We start from the raw sequence: 19,113 nt of genomic DNA, 5'->3' as shown, positions 1-19,113 counted from the left end.
GAGGTGGGCTCCAACTCAAAATGCTGGAGATTCACGCCATTCGGCGTGAAGATCTCTTAACCGCATTTTGAGCCTCCACCGTTTTACGGCTTTGCCGAAGATTTCAGGCTTTAGCAGAACTTTACCGCCAGCAGAGAGGTAACACCAGCTGCGGAGCAGCAAATCGGAGAAGTGAGAAAAATGCGTTTAGCGAAGCGGCTAGCTTTTTTCCACTTCGACTTCCCCTTCGGGGTCTGAAAGGGGCGAGCAGCCCCTTTCTCGTGGATCCAGCGCATCGAAATCGCTGGTGGTTTTCTGGTTCTCTTTTGACACCAAAAGAGAACAATTAGCCTTAATGAAAAAGCGCTCTGCCCTTGTAAAAAGCCTTCAAAAAGGGTATCATAAAGAAAAAAACAAAGGAGCCTTACTTATGCGTGCTTACGAGCGACTGCTGAAATATGCCAAAGTATACACCACCTCGGACCCCGAGTCCGGCACCCATCCTTCTGCCGCACGGGAATTCGACCTCGCCCACCTGCTGGTGGAAGAGATGAAATCCATCGGCATTGAGGACGCCTTTGTGGACGAGCACTGCTACGTCTACGGCAGCATTCCCGCCACCAAGGGCTGCGAGAAGAAGCCCGCGCTGGGCCTCATCGCCCACATGGACACCGCCCCCGACGCTTCCGGCGAGAACGTCAAGCCCATCCTCCACGAGAACTACGACGGCGGCGATGTCACCCTGCCCGGCACCGGCATGGTCATGAAGACCTCCACCTTCCCCTTTCTGAAGGAGCTGAAGGGCGAGACTCTCATCACCACCGACGGCACCACCCTGCTGGGCGCTGACGATAAATCCGGCGTCGCTGAGATCCTGACCGCTGCCGAGACCCTTATCAAAAAGAAGCTGCCCCACGGCAAGCTCTGCATCGCCTTTACCCCCGATGAGGAGATCGGCGAGGGCGCTTCTCTCTTCGACATCCCGGGCTTCGGCGCAGACTTCGCCTACACCGTCGATGGCGGCGACGTGGGCGGCATCGAGTACGAGAACTTCAACGCCGCATCTGCCACTGTCACCATCCACGGCTTCTCCGTCCACCCCGGCAGCGCCAAGGACGCTATGATCAACGCCTCCAACGTGGCAATGGAGTTCCACATGGCCCTGCCCGTCATGGCCCGCCCCGAGACCACCGAGGGCTATCAGGGCTTCTACCACCTGTGCCAGATGTACGGCGACGTCACCGAGGCAAAGCTGGGCTACATCCTCCGCGACCACGACGCCGGCAAGCTGCAGTTCAAGAAGGACAACCTTCTCCACATCGCCTGCTACCTCAACGGCAAGTACGGCCCCGGCACGGTGGAAGTCGAGATCAAGGACAGCTACCGCAATATGCTGGAGAAGATCAAGCCCCACTTCCACCTTGTGGAGACGGCCCGCAAGGCCATCGAGAAGGCCGGCCTGACCCCGGAAGAGATCCCCGTCCGCGGCGGCACCGACGGCGCTGTCCTGAGCTGGAAGGGTCTGCCCTGCCCCAACCTCGGCACCGGCGGTTTCAACTTCCACGGCGTCTGCGAATGCACCACCGTCGAGCGGATGGACAAGGCCACCGAGATCCTGCTGAATATCGTTGAACTTTATTCTAAATAACTTCGCATCGTAAAAAATGGCTCTGGCATCTGCCGGAGCCATTTTTTGCTTCTTAAAACTCGATGCTCTGCGCCGCCTTGGCGATGGCTCCCAGCAGCTCCACCAGCTTGCTCTCGTCCATCCGGCTGCTGTTGTTGGCAAAGGCGTAGAAGCAGCCCTGCACGCAGAACGAGAGCAGGATGCCCCGGTTCAAATCAGCCGCGAAGGTCGGGTCGGCTTCCTCAAAGCGCTGGCGCAGCCCCTTCTCGATGCTGTTGGCGAAGATGCCCTGCCGACTGCCCGAAAAGAGGATGTTCACGGCCCGCTGGTTCTGCATGAAGGCATGGAACAGCTCCCGCGTCAGCGTCTCTGCCTGATGCAGTGCCACGCTGTCGTTGGTGCGGGGTACGCTGGCCAGGATAGACTCGATGAGCTTGTTTTCCAGTGCATTGGCCAGCGCGTAGATGTCCTCATAGTGGGCATAGAACGTCGATTTGTTGATGCAGGCCATCGCACACAAGTCTTTTATCTTGATTTTTTCCAGAGGGTTCTTCTCCCGCAGTTCCATGAAAGCCTGTTCGATGGCGCGGTCGGTACGGGCGATACGGATGTCCACAAAATCCACCTCTTCCGTGTTTTAGTTGATTATCCAACGGTTTTCGTCTTTCGTCGATGGACAAGACCCCGTGGATTTTTTACAATGAAAGCAGTACCCTTATTCTTCTTTTTTATAGAGCAGTCCCTTGGCGTCCAGTGCCGCTTCGATGCGGCGGAACGCCTCCGGCGTGGGGCAGCTCAAGGTGTGCAGATGCACACCGCCGGTCATCCGGCTCAGCAGGCACTCGGGCGTGTCCGCCGCCTGCTGGATAAAATGGTCCACGTCGTACCGGCTGGCGAGGTTGAGGTTGCCGCGCAGCTCACCGTAAAGCGGGTTCTCCACGGCCACATCCACCACGATGCCGCCCTGGTCCACCACGGTATACAGCTCCTCCCGCATCTGGTCTGCAGTGCTGTGGACACAGGCGAGAATGCCCGTGTAGCCCCGCGCCGCCGGGTGGAGCTGATAACCCCGGGGCGTTGCGTCGATCTGCGTCCCCGACGCCCGCAGCAGGGCCACATCACCCACCACGATCTGCCGCGAGACCCCCAGTTCCCCGGCCAGTACACTGGCACTCAGCGGTGCATCGGCCTCCGTCAGCCGCTCTAAGATCACTTTTCTGCGCTGCGCAGCATTCATCTTCCGCACTCCCCCTTTTTATCCTACCAGCCGCAGCAGGGTGGCGTAGTTGGAGGGCAGCTGGACTTTCAGCTTACCCCACTCCACCTGCGTCAGGATGGGCTGACTGCCCACACAGTCGGCCAGCAGGTCTTCGACACCCGAAGCCTCCACCGGCAGCTGGAACTCCATCGAAACCGGGCTGTCACCGTTATTGTACACCGCCACGACAGCCTTGCCGTCCAGCACCCGGGCGTAGGCGTAGCTCTGGGTGGTCAGCGTCAGCTCCTTGAACTCGCCCCAGCTCAACTCGGGACACTCCGCTTTCAGCCTGCCCAGTGCGGCATAGATGCTGGTGACAGGGTTCGTCTTCTCGGCGTCGGTGTAGTCGGCCAGCTCGAGGCAGGGGCGGAGCGGCCAGTCGCTGCCCCACTCTTTTTTGCCCTCGATGCCAAATTCCGAGCCATAATAGATGGACGGAATGCCCCAAAGCGTATATACTAGAAGAGCAATATGCCGGATGTGGTCGCGGTTGCGCAGTTTATTGGGCAGCCGCTCCACATCGTGGTTATCCGAGAAGTTATAGAGCCGGGTATCGTGGCAGAGGCCCTGCAGACGCCGCATGGTATGGGCGATCTCGAAATAGTTGTGGTCGTTGTGGCCGCTCCACAGACCCTTATGCAGTTCGTAGTTGGTGACGGAGTGGAGCATCTCTGGGTTGGCCCAGCGGCTGTAGTCGCCATGGATGACCTCGCCCATCAGCCAGAACTCGGGCTTCACCTCGTTGGCAACGCGGCGCAGGCCCTTCATGAAGTCGAAGTCCAGCACATCGGCAGCGTCCAGACGGATGCCGTCAATATCGAACTTATCCACCCAGAAGCGGATGGTGTCGAAGTGGTAGTTCTGCACCTCGGGGTTGCGCTGGTTCAGCTTGACCAGCAGGTTGAAGCCGCCCCAGTTGCCGTAAGAGAAGCCGTCGTTGTACTCGTTGTTGCCCCAGAAATTCACGTCGCAGAACCAGTCGCGGTAGCGGGCGTTCTCGCGGTGCTCCTTCAGCTCCTGGAACGCGAAGAAATCGCGGCCAACATGGTTGAACACGCCGTCCACGATGACCTTCTGGCCGCGCTCATGGCAGGCGGCGACAAATTCCCTGAACTCCTCGTTGGTGCCGAGACGCCGGTCTACCAGACGGTAGTCGATGGTGTCATAGCCGTGGGAACCGCTCTCGAACAGCGGGCCGATATAGATCGCCGTACAGCCAAGCTTTGCCGCGTGTTCTGCCCACGCATCCAGCTTTTTGAAAGCCCCGGGGACAGGCTGTCCGTCGTTTTCATGCGCGCAGCCGCACAATCCCAGAGGATAGATGTGATAGAATACCGCATTGTCATACCAAGCCATTGTCTGTACCGCTCCTGTTTTCAAAAAGTTACAGCAGAGCACTTTTCCGACAAAAGTGCATCTGTGTCGTATTCAGTATAGCACATTTTCCGACAAAAGTGTGGTAAAAGTGTTGTATATTTCTCATTTTACATATTTCATCGTCCGTGTTCTGTAAAAATTGCGATAAAAGGAGTCTTTCGTATGAATCTTCCCTCCATCCCCAAATCCTTCTTCAACGGCGACTGCTTCGACGCCTACCGCATCCTCGGTGCGCACCCCTGGCAGGGTGACCACGGCGAAGAGGGCTGGCGCTTTGCAGTCTGGGCTCCCGATGCCACTGCCGTGGAGGTCTGCGGCGGCTTTGACGGCTGGGGCGCAGGGATCCCGCTCCAGAAAGCCGACACCGGCGTGTGGAGCGGCTTTGTCTCCGGGCTGTGCGAGGGGGAGCTCTACAAATACCGCATCCACGGAGCCGACGGCAGCGTGGTCATGCGGGCCGACCCCTACGCTTTCGCGTCCGAAGTCCGCCCCGCCAACGCCAGCCGCCTGACCAAACTGGACTTTTCCTTTGACGACAGCGCATGGATGGAGCGGCGGGATAAATGCCGTAATCTGCCCATGAACATCTACGAACTCCATGCCGGCAGCTGGAAGCATAAGCCCAACTCCACCCAGCCCGACGGCTCGGACGGCTGGTACGATTACGAAGAGCTGGCCCGGGAGCTCATCCCCTGGCTGCTGGAACACCACTTCACCCATGTAGAGCTTCTGCCGCTGGCAGAACACCCCTTCGACGGCAGCTGGGGCTACCAGACCACCGGCTACTTCGCCGTCACCAGCCGGTACGGCACCCCGGCCCAGTTTGCCTCCTTTGTCAACGCCTGCCACCGGATGGGCATCGGCGTCATCATGGACTTTGTCCCCGTCCACTTTGCGGCCAACGCCGACGCGCTGGCCAACTTTGACGGCACCCACCTCTACGAGTACGACAGCGATGTGGGCCACAGCGAGTGGGGTACCTGCAACTTCAACTACTACCGCCGGGAGGTGTGCAGCTTCCTGAACAGCGCCGCCGCCCTCTGGATGGAGGTCTACCACTGCGACGGCATCCGGATGGACGCCATCTCCCGCGCCCTCTACTGGCAGGGCGACCCTGCCCGGGGCGTCAACGAGGGCGCCGTCACCTTCCTGCGGAACCTCAACCACGGCCTGAACGATCGCTGGCCCACCGGCGTTTACATGGCCGAAGATTCCACCAACTTCCTCAAAGTCACGGCCCCCACCCGCTACGACGGCATCGGCTTCGACTACAAGTGGGACATGGGCTGGATGCACGATACGCTGGACTACTTCGCCACCCCCTTCGGCCAGCGGCCCGACGCATACGGAAAGATCATTTTCAGTATGCACTATTTCTACAACGAGCTCTACCTGCTGGCGCTGAGCCACGACGAGGTCGTCCACGGCAAAAAGACAGTCATCGACAAGCTCTGGGGCACCTACGAGGAAAAATGCGCCCAGCTGCGCACCCTCTATTTCTATATGTATGCGCACCCGGGCAAAAAGCTCAATTTTATGGGCAACGAGCTGGGGCATTTCCGGGAGTGGGACGAAAAGCGGGAGCTGGACTGGGATCTGCTCAAGTACCCCTTCCACGATGCATTCCAGAAATATTTCGGCGCTCTGAGCCGCCTTTACGCCACCCAGCCTGCCCTCTACGCGGGCGAGTATGACCCCCGCTGCTTCGAGTGGGTGGCCAGCGAGAGCCGGGACGAGGGCGTGTACGCCTGGCTGCGCAAGGGTGCGGGACAGACCATCCTCTGCGTCATGAACACCCAGAACACTGCCCACAAAAAGTTCCCGCTCTACCTGAGCTTCCCCGCCGGGGCCGAAGAACTTCTGAACACTGAGGCCCCCTGCTGGGGCGGCGCGGACAAATCGAAGCCCAAACCCCTCCACACCTCGGACGGCGGCGTCTATGGCCGGGACTACACCCTCACCGTGGACCTGCCCGCCATGGGCAGCCGGATGTTCCGGCTCACCCCCGAAGCGCCCCGCCCCGAGGCTGCACAGGCCAGCGCCCGCCGGGCCGCTGCCGCACGCCGCAAGGCAGCCCGCACCCAGAACGCCAAGGCGGATGCCGCTGCATACAACTCCAAAAAGTAATATTTGTTTCGGAATATCCCGTCTGCTGAAAACGCAGCGGGATATTCTGCGTTCTGGCGCGGTCTGCGGCTGGACAAGCCTTGACGGAGCCGTTATACTGTTAGATGGAAAGTTGTGTTTTGCATTTTCCGGAAGTTAAATGAAAGGAATCATCCTTCTATGCCATCTGCTGCTGTTCGCCGGCTCTCGCCTCTGCAATGGGCGGGGGTCGGTCTGGGCGGCTGTGCGGTGCTGCTGGCTCTTCTGGGGCTGCTTGCACCGGCCAGCGCCTTCTTTTTCCCGCTGCTCAGTCTCTGGGCCAGCGTGGGGCTCTTTGTTCTGGCCCTCTGCGCTCTCCGTGTGGCAGGCGCAGAGCTGGACTTCTTCCACAAAGCCGTCGTCTTCGGCATCTGGGCTGTGGCTGTCGTCTATTTTTACTGGACATTATCGAGCCGGAGCTTTGTATACGTCTGGGATTACGCCAACTACCTGCTCAAGCAGTACGACGCCGAAGCCGCCTTTGCCCAGAGTGCAGGCGCGGGCCTTGCATACATCTTCGGCTCCATGGCCGACGACTACACCAATTTCATCACCCTCTTCACCGAGTTCCCGTTCTGCCTCACGAGCCACACCGGCGACGCCTATTCCTTCAGTCAGGTGTTCTGCATCCTGCCGACCCTGCTGGTGCTGCTGGCGGGCCTCGTCGTCAAGGTCGGGCAGATCCTGAATGTGAAGAACCGGATATACTATTTTCTCTTCGGGATGACGCTCACGGCGGCTTATCCCTTCCTGCGGATGAGCGCGGTGCTGGCCCAGCCGGACTGGTTCGGACTCATCTTCGCGTTTGCGATTCTTCTACTGACGCTGGATCTCCGATTCGACAAACTGGAGCCGGTGCGGTTCGGCCTCATCTTTCTGGCCACTGCCGCCATCATCCTCGCCCGCCGGTGGTTCCTCTACTTTGTGGTGGGCTACTACTTCGCCTACGCGCTGCTGCTCATCGCGGGCTGTGTGCGGTTGGCGAAGGGCGGCGAAAAAAGCGCCGCCCTTGTTCGAATCAAAAACCTCGTCCTCTTCGGCCTTGCGTCCGTCGTGGCGATGGTCATCCTGCTCTGGCCGATGGTGTCCCACATCCTCGCCTACAACTACGCAGGCCGCTACTCCTATTATAACGGCGGCGGTCTGGCCCTCGAGGCGTTCTATCACATCGGCCGGATGGGCCTGTTCAACATTCTCCTCATGGTGCTGGGTCTCGCCTTTGCGGCGAAGCACAGAGCGCCCTCTCTGCCCTGTCTCGCCGGGTGTGAGCTGGTGGTGAGCATCCTGCTCTTCACCCGAGTGCAGAACACCGGCTCGCATCAGTTCCTGCTCTTCCTGCCGGGATACTTCATTCTCTTTCTGCTGGGTGCCGCCGCGCTGGCCGAGGGCATCACGCGCCGCCGGAACCTCAAGCTGGGCTGCTGGGCCTTCGTGCTGATGCTGTCCATGTCAGTGCGGTGTTCGCCGCTGACTACGCTGGCCATGCCGGGTTTCGTCATCGAGCATTTCCCGATTCAAATTCCGGCCACCGAGTATTTCATCTCGCTGGACAAGCTCATCTACGATAGGAAGGACATCGGCCAGATACAGGTCATCGCCGACTGGATCGACACCCACTGCGATGAGGGGGAGCTGTGCTACATGATCCCCCACGATATGCTCTACAACCCCGACCACTTCAAGAACTGCCGCCTGCCGGACGCCCCCATCAACGACAAGCTGGCCTTCGGCTTCTCGGTCCCCGGCACCCACAATTTCCCCATGCAGTTCTTTGAGGCCAAATACGTTATCACCTGCGAGCCCTTCCCCCAGACTTACGTCGGCAGCGGCGAGATGTCCATCAAGCTGAACGACCAGTTCCTCGCCGTGAGAGACCAGTACTTCGCCTTTGAGCAGAGTTTCGATATGGGCAATGGCACCACCTTTACCATCTGGAAGCGCACCGCTGCCCCCACCCGGGAGGAAGTGGAATATTATCTGAGCGCTTTCGCTGAGGAAGACGCCCAGTACCCTGAAATGTTCTCCCAGGTGGCCGAAGCCTGGCTCACCGCTCACGGGCTGTGAGCTTGCCCTTTCTGCCGAAAACGTGTATAATTCGATTGATTGCTATAAAACCTGCAGCGCCGCCCGCCGGCCTGCTTACGTCATAAGGAGTACGCCACTATGGATAAGAAGAACACGCCTGAAGTGAAGCTGGGCCAGTACAAGGGCCTGGCTGTCACCCGTCACGTCCGCCCCGTCACCGACAAGACTGTGGACATCGAGCTTGTCCACCAGACCCGGATGCACGCCGTCTACCACCCCACCACCGAACCTGCCAAGCGCGGCTTCCGCGCCCTGCTGGACTTTGCCGGCTACATGGACGGCAAGGAGATCCCCGACAGCCGGATGGAGAAGGTCATGGTCGTGCTGGGCGACGGCAAGCTGATGCCCGCTGCCGAGCAGGCCATCTACGGCCACCGTGCCGGCGAGGTGTTCCGCTTCGACTTTACTTACCCGCAGGACTTCCGCCTGCCGGAGCTGTCCGGCAAGACCGCACAGTTCGAGATCGAACTCCGCTCTCTGGCCGAGAAAGTCACGCCCGCACCGGATGAGGCTTTCGCCAAGAGTCTGGGCTTCGACTCCCTCGATGCGCTGAAGGCTGACCTTCGCGCCAAAAAGCAGAAGATCCACGAAGAAGGGGCTGACCGCGCCGCCGGAAAGCAGCTGCTGGACATGGCCGGTGCCAACATGACCGTGGACCTGCCCGCCGAAATTCTCGACCGCACCGCCCAGAACGAAATGAAGCTGCTGAAAGAGCGCCTCTCCCGCAGCGGCATCACCCTCGAGCAGCACTGCAAGAACAGCCGCACCACTCCGGAAGCTCTCGAGAAGGACTACCGCGCACAGGCCGAGAGCCGCATCCGCTTCGTGCTGGCAGCCCGTGCCATTGCCGAGGCAGAGAACATCGTCGTCCACCCCGAGGAAGTCAACGCCGAGTACCGCCGCCTGTCCCAGCTGCAGGACACCCCCGAGGCTGAGATCCGGAAAGCCCTGCCCGAGGATACCATCGCCGCAGCGCTGGCCGCAAAGAAGGTGCAGCGCTTCCTGCTGGACAACGCACAGGTCACTACCGTGACCGATGCCCCCGAAAAGGAGTGATACCGCTATGGGTCTGTTTACCCGTTATGCAATGGACGCCCTGATGAAGACCTCCCACCCCGAGGTCATCCGCCGTCAGTGCTGGAATCTCCACCCCCACCGCACCCCCTGCACGGCCTGCAAGGACATCTGCCCCTACGGCGATGCCATCTTCACCCGCCCCAACCTCGTTAAAGACTGGGACCCCTGCACCGACTGCGGCCTCTGCGTGTCCGCCTGCCGCTCGGGCTGTATTGTCCCTTCGCCGGAGCAGGTACAGCGGGACACCTCGCTGGCTGATACCGACAACGACACCCTCTGGCTGGGCTGCGAGAAAAGCACCCGCAAGAACACCGCCGTTCGCACCTGCATCGCCTCCTTCTCGTGGGAAACGCTGGCCTATCTGGCTCTGAACAAGAAGCTGGTCCTTGACCTGACCCCCTGCGGTGAGTGCGAGAACGACGTCTGCGCCGCCCAGCTCCGCAAAGAGCTGACCCGTCTGGTGGAGTTCCTCGGCCCCCAGCTCTTCGAGAGCCGGGTCACGCTGGCCTATGAGCAGGACGAAGCGCCCTACCATGTACAGGAGCTGAGCCGCCGGGAGATGTTCTCCCACATGACCGAGGGCTCCCGCGCCGGCACCAAGAAGCTGCTGCAGATGCTGCCCGGCCTGCGCAGCGAGGAGGACAGCGCCGCCGACTTCCGCCTCATGCTCCACCAGCGGACAAAGCAGCTCAAGGCTGCTTCCGAGACGCCGCTGCGCTACGGCTGGTATCTGCCGAACTTCACCCAGAAGTGCTTCGGCTGCGGCAAGTGCGAGAAAGCCTGCCGCTCCGGCGCACTCAAGCTCGAGGATATGCCCGACGGCCAGACCCGCGTGGTCATCACGCCCTGGAAGTGCAGTGAGTGCGGCGTCTGCGTCGCGGCCTGCTCCAACAGCGGCATCGACGGCATGAAGCTGCGCCAGCTCACCACCCTCGGCCCGGTGAGCGTCTACAAATGCAGCAAGACCCTCTGTGCTGACTGCGGCAAGCCCATCGCGCCGAACAGCTCCGAGGGCATCTGCTCGGTCTGCCGCATCAAGCGCCGCACCAAGCAGCGTCAGGAGGAGGCCGCAGCCCGCGCCAAGGAGCGGATCGCCGAGCGCGAGGCCCGCAAGGCAGCGGAGGAGGCGGCAAAGGCCGCTGCCGCAGAGCTGGCCGCTGAAAATGCCGCAAATGCTTCCGGTGCCGCCGCAGCCGAAACGGCAGCGGTTCCCGTCTCTGCCGCACCTGCCGCTGCGGCGGCAACAGCTGTTTCTGTTGCAGAAACAGCATCTGCACCCGAAAAGGATTGACGCGGCCGCAAATCAATGCTATACTCAGTCATGACCACACTGTTTGGTGGCCGGGACTGTTACAAAGGAGTAACGGATGGATTTCCGTTGCTCTTTTTTCATAAAAAACGGTCCATTTGTCCGTTGCCGGGAAACAGCGGACACCGCACAACGCGATGCTGTCTTTTGTACAGCAGAAACAAGAAAAGAGGGAATTTATGATGAACACTTCCATCTCCCGCCGTCAGTTCCTGAAGGCCAGCGGCCTGGCAGCCGCCGGTGCCTGCGCAGCCGGCCTGCTGACTGGCTGCGGCGGCTCTTCCTCCGGCAGCGCTTCCGGCGCAGCCTCTTCCGGCTCCAGCTACACCATCCTGTACGACAGCCAGCCCGCTACCCTGAACTACCTGACCACCGGCACCGACCTTGAGATGGTCGTGGGCGCAAACTGCGTGGATACGCTGGTCGAGTACGACAACAAGGGCGTCATGCGCGAAGGCCTGGCCACCAGCTGGGACTGGGATGTCGACACCCTGACCTGGACGTTCCATCTGCGTGAGGAGAACTGGGTGGACTGCAACGGCGAGGTCGTGGCCCCCGTCACTGCACAGGACTTCGTGGACGCTCTGAAGTACGTCCTGACCCCGGACTACGCCGCCTCCAACGTGGGCCTTGTCACCGCTTACATCGCAGGCGCTGACGACTACTACAACTACCACGTCTATCTGAACAACGCCAACACCGGCGTCGTGGACGATGACGGCACCACCTACACCGTGGACGGCAGCGGCGTCGTCACCGTGACTGCCCCCGACTCTGACCCCGCCACCTACGCACCGGTGGACTTCGACGCCGTGGGTGTCACCGCTGTGGATGACCACACCCTGACCTACACCCTGACCTACGACTTCCCGGGCTTCCTGAGCCTGCTGTGCTATCTGCCCTACGAGCCCGCTTACGGCCCGCTGCTGGAAGAGACCGGTGACCAGTTCGCTACCAGCGCAGAGACCACCTACAGCTGCGGTGCCTTCTATCTGGCCGCCTACGAGTCTCTGGAGACCTGGGTCATGAAGAAGAACCCCGAGAACTACGACGCTGACAACGTCTTCATCGACACCATCAGCCGCATCTACAACGCCGAGGCCAGCGTCAACGGCCCCGAAATGATCAAGCGCGGCGAGATCGACGAGGCCACCATCGGTTCCGACATCCTCGACAGCTGGCTGTCCGACGACACCACCAAGGACATGGTGTCCATGGACCGCCCCAACACCAACTACACTTACTTCTATATGTTCAACTTCATGCCCTTCTCCCACGAGTTCTCCAACTGGAGCGTGGAGGGCATGGACGCTGAGTATGAGCCGGAGAACTGGGCCAAGGCCATCAACAACACCAACTTCCGCAAGTCCTTCCTCTACGGCATCAACAACTCTGTCACGCTGGCCGTCAAGGCACCCGAGGGCTACGACAACTACAAGCTGAACACCATCACGCCCCCCAGCTTCTGTGCCAACGCTGACGGCGTGGACTACCTCAAGTGCGGCGACCTGGCCAACATCACCGAGTTCTTCGACGAGGCGAAGGCCAAGGAGTACCGCGACGCTGCCATCCCGGAGCTGACCGCTGCTGGTGTGACCTTCCCCATCAAGGTGCAGATGCCCTACAATCCCTCTTCCACCGACTGGGACAAGCAGTGCCAGGTGTTCAAGCAGCAGCTCGAGGGTGTGCTGAACGACGGTTTCGATTTCATCGACATCATCATCACTGCCGGCCCCTCCGACAGCTTCCTGTCCAGCGTCCGCCGCAACGGCAAGTTCGCTTTCCTGCAGTGCAACTGGGGCGCTGACTACTCCGACCCCCAGACCGAGACCGACCCCTTCTATCAGGCCGAGGGCGCACGCGGCAGCCGCTACGCCTTCCTGCGCACTGGCGTCGAGGACGGCTTCATCACCGGCGACACCGCGGACGCCGTCATGAACTACATGAAGGCCATCGAAGAGGCTGTCAAGATCACCGACGACATCAACGCCCGCTACGATGCCTTCGCCAACGCCGAGGCTTCTCTTATCAACAATGCCCTCGTCGTCCCCATGGGCATGAGCATCCCGGCCTACATTGCCACCCGTCTGAACTACTGGGAGGGCCAGTACGCTTCCACCGGCTTCTCCAACAAGCGTCTGAAGGGCATCCATGTCCTCGACCACTACATCTCCATGAGCGAGTACGAGGCCAACCGCGACGCCCGCTAAGACTTTTTGAGTCTGTCTGCTCCAAAGCTCTCTGTTTTCCCACGGGAAAGCGGAGAGCTTTTCGTTTCTGAAGCCTCTTACATGAATTTTTGTAACGAACTTTGCCAAATCACTTTCCAAAAGTGTTTTTTTGTTGTATTCTATTCCTATCCGACATTTATTTTATAAAAGAGAGGGGTGCGCACAGATATGCTCAAATATCTGGCGAAACGCATCGGGCGCTCGATACTGACCCTGTTTATTATCGTCACGCTCGTTTTCTGCCTTTTGCGGCTGATGCCGGTGGAAGGCTATTTTGCTAACTACGAAAAAATGACCGAGGCCCAGATACAGGCCGGCTTACAGTCCATGGGCCTGCTGGACCCGCTGCCGGTGCAAATCGGCCGCTTCTGGGTCAATATGCTCCACGGCGACCTCGGCGTGAGCCATATCTATAAGGTCAACGCCTCCGTCACCAGCATCCTCGCTAAGAAGCTGCCCATCTCCATCCAGATGGGCGTGTACGCCATGCTGCTGAGCCTTGTCATCGGCATCCCGATGGGCCTGTTCATGGGCCGCTTCAAGAGCCGCTGGCCCGATAAGATTGGCACGGCCATCATCGTCCTCATCCAGGCTGTGCCTGCGGCAGTGTATTATCTGTACATCCAGATGTACGGCACCACCGCGCTGAACGTGGGCCTGCTCTTCGACGCTTCCAACTGGAAATACTGGGTGCTGCCCGTCTGCTCCATGAGTCTGGGCAACGTGGCGTTCTACGCCATGTGGCTGCGCCGGTACATGGTGGACGAGAGCAACAAGGACTATGTCCGCCTTGCCCGTGCCAAGGGCGTGAGTGAAAACAACATCGCCCTGCGCCACATCTTCCGCAACGCAATGGTGCCGCTGGTGCAGTATATTCCCTCCGCCTTTCTGAACACTGTGGTCGGCTCTATCTACATCGAAAGCCTCTACAGCATCCCGGGCATGGGCGGCCTGCTGGTCACCTGTGTCCAGCGCCACGACAACACGATGGTGCAGGGCATCGTTCTGCTCTACGCCTGCGTGGGCATCATCGGCCTGATTCTGGGCGACCTGCTCATGGTGCTCATTGACCCCCGCATCAGCTTTGGCAAGAAAGAAGGTGGCCGATAATGCTTTTCCGTATGAAAGATGAAAAAGCACACCAGCTCGAGGCAGAGCTGGATAAGTTACAGGCGGACGGCCCCGCCGCATGGGCAAAGCTGCCCGAAGAAGAGCTGTTCACCCCCGCCGGGTTCAGCGAAGAGCGGGCCGAGGCCACGTCCTACTCCAACTACAGCTACTGGGGCAGCACCTTCCGCGCCTTCTTCAAGAACCGCGTGGCCGTGCTGCTGCTCGTCGCCCTCATCGCCGTGGTGGCGTTTGCATTTTTGCAGCCCTACCTGCCCGGTCAGGTAGACCCCAACCTCTGCGCCGTGGACCCCGTCACCGGCATCCAGTACCGCAACATCGCCCCCGGTGAAAAGGGCTTCATCTGGGGTTCCAACGCCATCGGCCAGGACCTCTGGGCCCGCATCTGGGCCGGTGCCCGCACCAGCCTGACCATCGCTTTCTTCGTGGCCCTCATCGAGGCCGTGGTGGGCATCACGGTGGGTGTGCTCTGGGGCTATGTCCGTCAGCTGGACTTCTTCTTCACCGAGCTGTACAACATCTGCGACAATGTGCCTTCCACCATCATCCTGATCCTTATTTCCTACGTCGCCAGCCCCAGCGTCCAGACGCTGATCCTGGGCATGTCCATCACGGGCTGGATCGCCATGGCGCGTTTTATCCGCAACCAGATCCTCATCATCCGTGACCGTGACTACAACGTGGCATCCCGCTGCATCGGCACCCCCACCTCCCGCATCGTGGTGCGCAACCTGCTGCCCTACCTCGTGTCGGTCATCATGCTCCGCATGGCCCTGACCATCCCCGCCGCCATCGGCAGCGAGGTCTTCATCACCTACATCGGCCTCGGCCTCTCTGTCGAGGTGCCTTCTCTGGGCAACCTCATCAACGATGGCCGCAAGGTCATGATGCAGGCTGGCCTGCGCTATCAGCTGCTCTACCCCACCATCATCCTCAGCTTCGTCACCATCGCGTTCTACCTCATCGGCAACGCCTTCTCTGACGCAGCCGACCCCAAGAACCATCTGCAGTAAGGAGGAACAGGCATGAAAAAGAATGAACTGATCCTCTCTGTGCGGGATCTCAACATCAAATTCAATCTGCGTGGAAAGATCCTCCACGCCATCCGGGGCATCGACCTCGATGTCTACCACGGCGAAGTCCTCGCCATCGTGGGCGAGTCCGGCTCGGGCAAGAGCGTGTTCACCAAGTCCTTCATGGGCCTGCTGGACTCCAACGGCTCCATCACTTCCGGCACCATCGACTACTTCGGTGCCGACGACCACCAGCCCATCCGGCTCTCCGAGTTGAAAAAGGAGAAGGACTGGCTGAAAGTGCGCGGCCACGAGATCGCCATGATCATGCAGGACCCCATGACCAGCCTGAACCCTCTGAAGACCATCGGCGACCAGATCATGGAGGCCGTGGAGCTCCATCAGGGCCTCAAGGGCGCTGCCGCCAGGGAGAAGACCCTCGAGTACCTGCGGGATGTCGGCATCGCCGACCCGGAAGTGCGCTTCAAGCAGTATCCCCACGAGTTCTCGGGCGGTATGCGCCAGCGCGTCGTCATCGCCATCGCTGTGGCCTGCAATCCGCAGATCCTTATCTGCGATGAGCCCACGACGGCTCTGGACGTGACCATTCAGGCCCAGATCCTTGAGCTGCTGAAGGAGATGCGGGTCAAATATAACCTCACCATCATCCTCATCACCCATGACCTCGGCGTCGTGGCCAACATCGCTGACCGTGTGGCCGTCATGTATGCCGGCGACATCGTGGAGATCGGCACTTCGGACGAAATTTACTACGACCCCCGCCATCCCTACACCTGGGCGCTGCTGTCCAGTATGCCCCAGATGGGCGTGAAGGGCGAAGACCTGTTCAACATTCAGGGTACGCCCCCGAACCTCTTCACGGAAATTCACGGCGACGCTTTCGCGCCCCGCAACCCGCTGGCGCTGAAGATCGACTTTGTCAAGCGTCCCCCTTATTTTGATGTCAGCACGACCCACCGGGCCAAGACCTGGCTTCTCGACCCCCGCGCACCCAAGATAGAACCGCCCGCCGCTGTGCGGATGCTGCAAGAGGAGGGCAAATAACATGGCAGACGAACGCGAAGTTCTGGTCGAGGTAAAAAACCTCGAAGTGACCTACGGCTCCGGCCGCAAGGCTTACAAGGCCGTCAAGAACGCAAACTTCACCATCTATAAAGGCGAGACCTTCGGTCTGGTGGGCGAGTCCGGTTCGGGCAAGACCACCATTGGCCGGGCTATCATGCGCATCCTGCCCACCTCGGGCGGCGAGGTGTTCTATAAGGGCCAGAAGATAAACGGCAAGATCTCCCACGCGCTGGACAAGCAGGTCATCAAGGAAATTCAGATGATATTCCAGGACCCCCAGTCCTCCCTGAACGAGCGCGCCAAGGTGAGCTACATCGTAGGCGAGGGCCTGATGAACGTCCGGCCCGACCTCTCCGCCGCCGAGCGGGACGAAAAAGTCCGTCAGGCGCTGCTGGATGTGGGCCTGCTGCCCGAGTTTGCGTCCCGCTTCCCCCACGAGTTCTCGGGCGGCCAGCGCCAGCGCATCGGCATCGCCCGGGCTCTCATCGTGGAGCCGGAATTCATCATCGCCGACGAGCCCATCTCGGCACTGGATATGTCCATCCGCGCCCAGGTCCTGAACCTTCTGCGCCATCTGCAGAAAGAGCGCGGCATCACCTACCTCTTCATCGCCCATGACCTCTCCGTCATGCGCTACATCTCCGACCGCATCGCCGTCATCCACAAGGGCGACATCGTGGAGCTGGCCGACGCCGAAGAGCTTGTGACCCACGCCATCCACCCCTATACCCGCAGCCTGCTGTCGGCCATCCCCATGCCCAGTCCCCGCCGTGAGCGGCAGAAAAAGCTGCTGGTCTATGACCCCTCCATGCACGACTACTCCACGGAGGCTCCCCAGTGGCGGGAGCTTCGGCCCCGTCACTGGGTGCTCTGCAGCGCCTCCGAGGCCGAAGACTGGTGCCGGGAATCGTAAACTTTTTCTTGCGTTTTTCTCATTGTGGCCTCTCTGTTTATTGACTTTTGTTCTCTGCTCTACTACAATAACAGGAGTGGCTTTGTAACAATACGAAACAAAACATTGGCCCCCGCGCGGGTCTACAAACATAAAGGAATGAGAAATTGATGACGACGCAGAATCCTGTTTACGCATCCCAGGCCAAACCCTGGCTCAAATACTACGCTCAGAAGTACATCGACCAGACCCTGCCCACCCTTTCGGCATTCGATTATGTCTGCCACCGGAACCGGAACCATCTGAACGATATGGCACTGGACTACTATGGCCGGAAGTTCACCTACGCCGACCTCATCGTCAATGTCAAAAAGACTGCTGCCGCCCTGCGGGGCGTCGGGGTCAAAAAGGGCGACATCGTGACGGTGGTCAGCGTCATGACCCCTGAGGTCATCGCTCTGTTCTACGCCGCTGACATGGTCGGCGCCACTCTGAACCTTGTGGACCCCCGCTACAGCGTCGAGGGCATCCATGAGTATATCGAGGAGGTGGATTCCCACCTTCTCGTCTGCCTGAACGTCGTGTACGAGCGCTGCCGTCAGGCCGCAAAGCGCACCAACGTGGAAAAGGTCATCGTCCTCTCTCCGGCCGACTCTCTGCCCCCGGTGATGGCCGTAGGCTACAAGCTGACCACCCCCGACAAGAACAAATATGCCTCCAACGTCATCCGCTGGAAGCAGTTCATCAAGGGCGGCGAGGGCCAGAGCACCGCTGCGGAGCCCTATGACCCCGACCACGCCTGCGTCGTCGTCCACACCGGCGGCACTACCGGCTCCCCTAAAGGCGTCATGCTCACCGACAACTGCTTCAACGCTCTGGCGCAGCAGTTCCGCGCCTACGACAAGCTGTTCCACCGGGGCCAGAAGCTCATGAACATCATGCCCCCCTTCATCGCCTACGGCTACGCCTGCGGCGTCCATCTGCCGCTGGTGCTGGGCTTCACGGTCATCATCATCCCCAACCTCGACCCGGCCAAGCTGGGCAGCCTGGTGCTGAAGTACAAGCCTGAGCATATGTTCGGCGTGCCGGCCCACTATCAGCAGCTGGCCGCAGACCCCAAGCTGCGGGATAAGGACCTCTCCTTCATTCTGAACTACGCCGCCGGCGGCGATGCCATCGCCCGGGGCGCAGAGCAGACCGTCAACGACTTCCTCGCCGCCCATGGCGTCCGCTACCCGATGGCAAAGGGCTACGGCATGACCGAGGTATCCTCTGCCGCTACCGTGGCTGCCGGCGCAGACAACAAGCCCGGCAGCGTCGGCATCCCGATGGTCAATACCATCATTGCCGCCTTTGAGCCGGGTACCGACAGGGAACTGCCCATCGGTGAGCGCGGCGAGCTGTGCATCTCCGGCCCCACCACCATGAAGGGCTACTACAATAAGGCTGACGAGACGGCCATGATCCTTCGCCGCCACCCGGATGGCCGCATCTGGGTCCACACCGGCGACATCGGCTATCTGGACGAGGACGGCTTCGTCTACCTCGACTCCCGCATCAAGCGCCTCATCATCCGCCACGACGGCTTCAAAGTCTTCCCCTCCATGATAGAGAATGTCGTCAGCCGCCACCCCGCTGTGCATCAGTGCTCTGTGGTGGGCTGCACCGACAAGGACCATGTGCAGGGCCGTCTGCCCTTCGTCTACATCGTGCTCAAGGCCGACACCACCGCCAAGAAAAAGCAGGTGATACGGGAGCTGGAGCGGATGTGCGCCGAGGAGCTGCCCGAATACGTCCAGCCCGTGGCCTACAAGTTTATTTCCAGTATGCCCATGACCCCTGTGGGCAAGGTCGATTACCGTCAGCTCGAAGCTGACATCTCCCCCCGCGACTATTGATTTCCATG

General features: G+C 60.2%; 14 protein-coding genes. 11 read left to right on the top strand and 3 right to left on the bottom strand.

Going from position 1 to position 19,113, the window contains the following annotated elements; translation table 11 throughout:
- Positions 1 to 409: 409 nt before the first annotated feature.
- Positions 410 to 1,627 carry a peptidase T gene (gene pepT / locus AAAU26_RS05020; protein WP_227619178.1) on the top strand — a complete coding sequence of 406 codons (1,218 nt, stop codon included), beginning with the start codon at positions 410 to 412 and terminating at the stop codon, positions 1,625 to 1,627.
- A gap of 52 nt (positions 1,628 to 1,679) precedes the next feature.
- Here the strand turns inward: pepT and AAAU26_RS05015 are convergent, their stop codons facing one another.
- The 3 genes from AAAU26_RS05015 to AAAU26_RS05005 all read right to left on the bottom strand — a co-directional run bounded on the left by AAAU26_RS05015 (position 1,680) and on the right by AAAU26_RS05005 (position 4,220).
- A complete protein-coding gene (locus tag AAAU26_RS05015) occupies positions 1,680 to 2,222 on the bottom strand; it encodes a TetR/AcrR family transcriptional regulator (protein ID WP_149794361.1) in 543 nt (180 codons plus the stop codon).
- A gap of 99 nt (positions 2,223 to 2,321) precedes the next feature.
- The gene (locus AAAU26_RS05010; protein ID WP_149794362.1) at positions 2,322 to 2,843 is read right to left on the bottom strand and encodes a transcription repressor NadR; all 522 of its coding nucleotides are present in this window, start codon (positions 2,841 to 2,843) and stop codon (positions 2,322 to 2,324) included.
- Positions 2,844 to 2,861: 18 nt separating this feature from the next.
- Complete coding sequence (locus tag AAAU26_RS05005) at positions 2,862 to 4,220, bottom strand: alpha-amylase family glycosyl hydrolase (RefSeq protein ID WP_320443581.1); 1,359 nt, start codon at positions 4,218 to 4,220, stop codon at positions 2,862 to 2,864.
- Between the two features lie 183 nt (positions 4,221 to 4,403).
- Here AAAU26_RS05005 and glgB point away from each other — a divergent pair, with 183 nt between their 5' ends.
- The 10 genes from glgB (at position 4,404) to AAAU26_RS04955 (ending at position 19,105) form a co-directional block, all read left to right on the top strand.
- A complete protein-coding gene (gene glgB, locus AAAU26_RS05000) occupies positions 4,404 to 6,368 on the top strand; it encodes a 1,4-alpha-glucan branching protein GlgB (RefSeq protein ID WP_227619177.1) in 1,965 nt (654 codons plus the stop codon).
- 159 nt (positions 6,369 to 6,527) lie between these two features.
- Positions 6,528 to 8,450 carry a hypothetical protein gene (locus AAAU26_RS04995; protein ID WP_227619176.1) on the top strand — a complete coding sequence of 641 codons (1,923 nt, stop codon included), beginning with the start codon at positions 6,528 to 6,530 and terminating at the stop codon, positions 8,448 to 8,450.
- Positions 8,451 to 8,549: 99 nt separating this feature from the next.
- On the top strand, positions 8,550 to 9,527 hold the full coding sequence (gene tig, locus AAAU26_RS04990; protein ID WP_227619175.1) for a trigger factor: 978 nt from the start codon (positions 8,550 to 8,552) through the stop codon (positions 9,525 to 9,527).
- Positions 9,528 to 9,534: 7 nt separating this feature from the next.
- Positions 9,535 to 10,839 (top strand): 4Fe-4S dicluster domain-containing protein, encoded by a 1,305-nt coding sequence (locus AAAU26_RS04985; RefSeq protein WP_227619174.1) that lies wholly within the window; start codon positions 9,535 to 9,537, stop codon positions 10,837 to 10,839.
- A 197-nt stretch (positions 10,840 to 11,036) separates the two neighbouring features.
- The gene (locus AAAU26_RS04980; protein ID WP_227619173.1) at positions 11,037 to 13,067 is read left to right on the top strand and encodes an ABC transporter substrate-binding protein; all 2,031 of its coding nucleotides are present in this window, start codon (positions 11,037 to 11,039) and stop codon (positions 13,065 to 13,067) included.
- A 189-nt stretch (positions 13,068 to 13,256) separates the two neighbouring features.
- The gene (locus tag AAAU26_RS04975) at positions 13,257 to 14,198 is read left to right on the top strand and encodes an ABC transporter permease (RefSeq protein WP_158395047.1); all 942 of its coding nucleotides are present in this window, start codon (positions 13,257 to 13,259) and stop codon (positions 14,196 to 14,198) included.
- The gene (locus AAAU26_RS04970; protein ID WP_217210576.1) at positions 14,198 to 15,229 is read left to right on the top strand and encodes an ABC transporter permease; all 1,032 of its coding nucleotides are present in this window, start codon (positions 14,198 to 14,200) and stop codon (positions 15,227 to 15,229) included. Before AAAU26_RS04975 ends, AAAU26_RS04970 begins: the two co-directional genes overlap by 1 nt.
- Positions 15,230 to 15,241: 12 nt before the next feature.
- Entirely contained in the window at positions 15,242 to 16,294 is a 1,053-nt protein-coding gene (locus AAAU26_RS04965) for an ABC transporter ATP-binding protein (protein ID WP_149794369.1), read from the top strand.
- A gap of 1 nt (position 16,295) precedes the next feature.
- The gene (locus tag AAAU26_RS04960) at positions 16,296 to 17,228 is read left to right on the top strand and encodes an ATP-binding cassette domain-containing protein (RefSeq protein ID WP_227619172.1); all 933 of its coding nucleotides are present in this window, start codon (positions 16,296 to 16,298) and stop codon (positions 17,226 to 17,228) included.
- Positions 17,229 to 17,377: 149 nt separating this feature from the next.
- Positions 17,378 to 19,105: a class I adenylate-forming enzyme family protein gene (locus AAAU26_RS04955; protein ID WP_227619171.1), complete on the top strand. Its 1,728-nt coding sequence runs from the start codon at positions 17,378 to 17,380 to the stop codon at positions 19,103 to 19,105.
- The last annotated feature ends 8 nt before the right edge of the window (positions 19,106 to 19,113 follow it).

Origin of the sequence: Faecalibacterium longum, from assembly GCF_040094125.1 — a bacterium.
In the GTDB taxonomy this organism is placed as follows: Bacteria; Bacillota; Clostridia; order Oscillospirales; family Ruminococcaceae; genus Faecalibacterium; species Faecalibacterium longum.
Note: the sequence above shows the minus strand (reverse complement) of the source record. Positions and strands in the feature narration are given on the sequence as shown.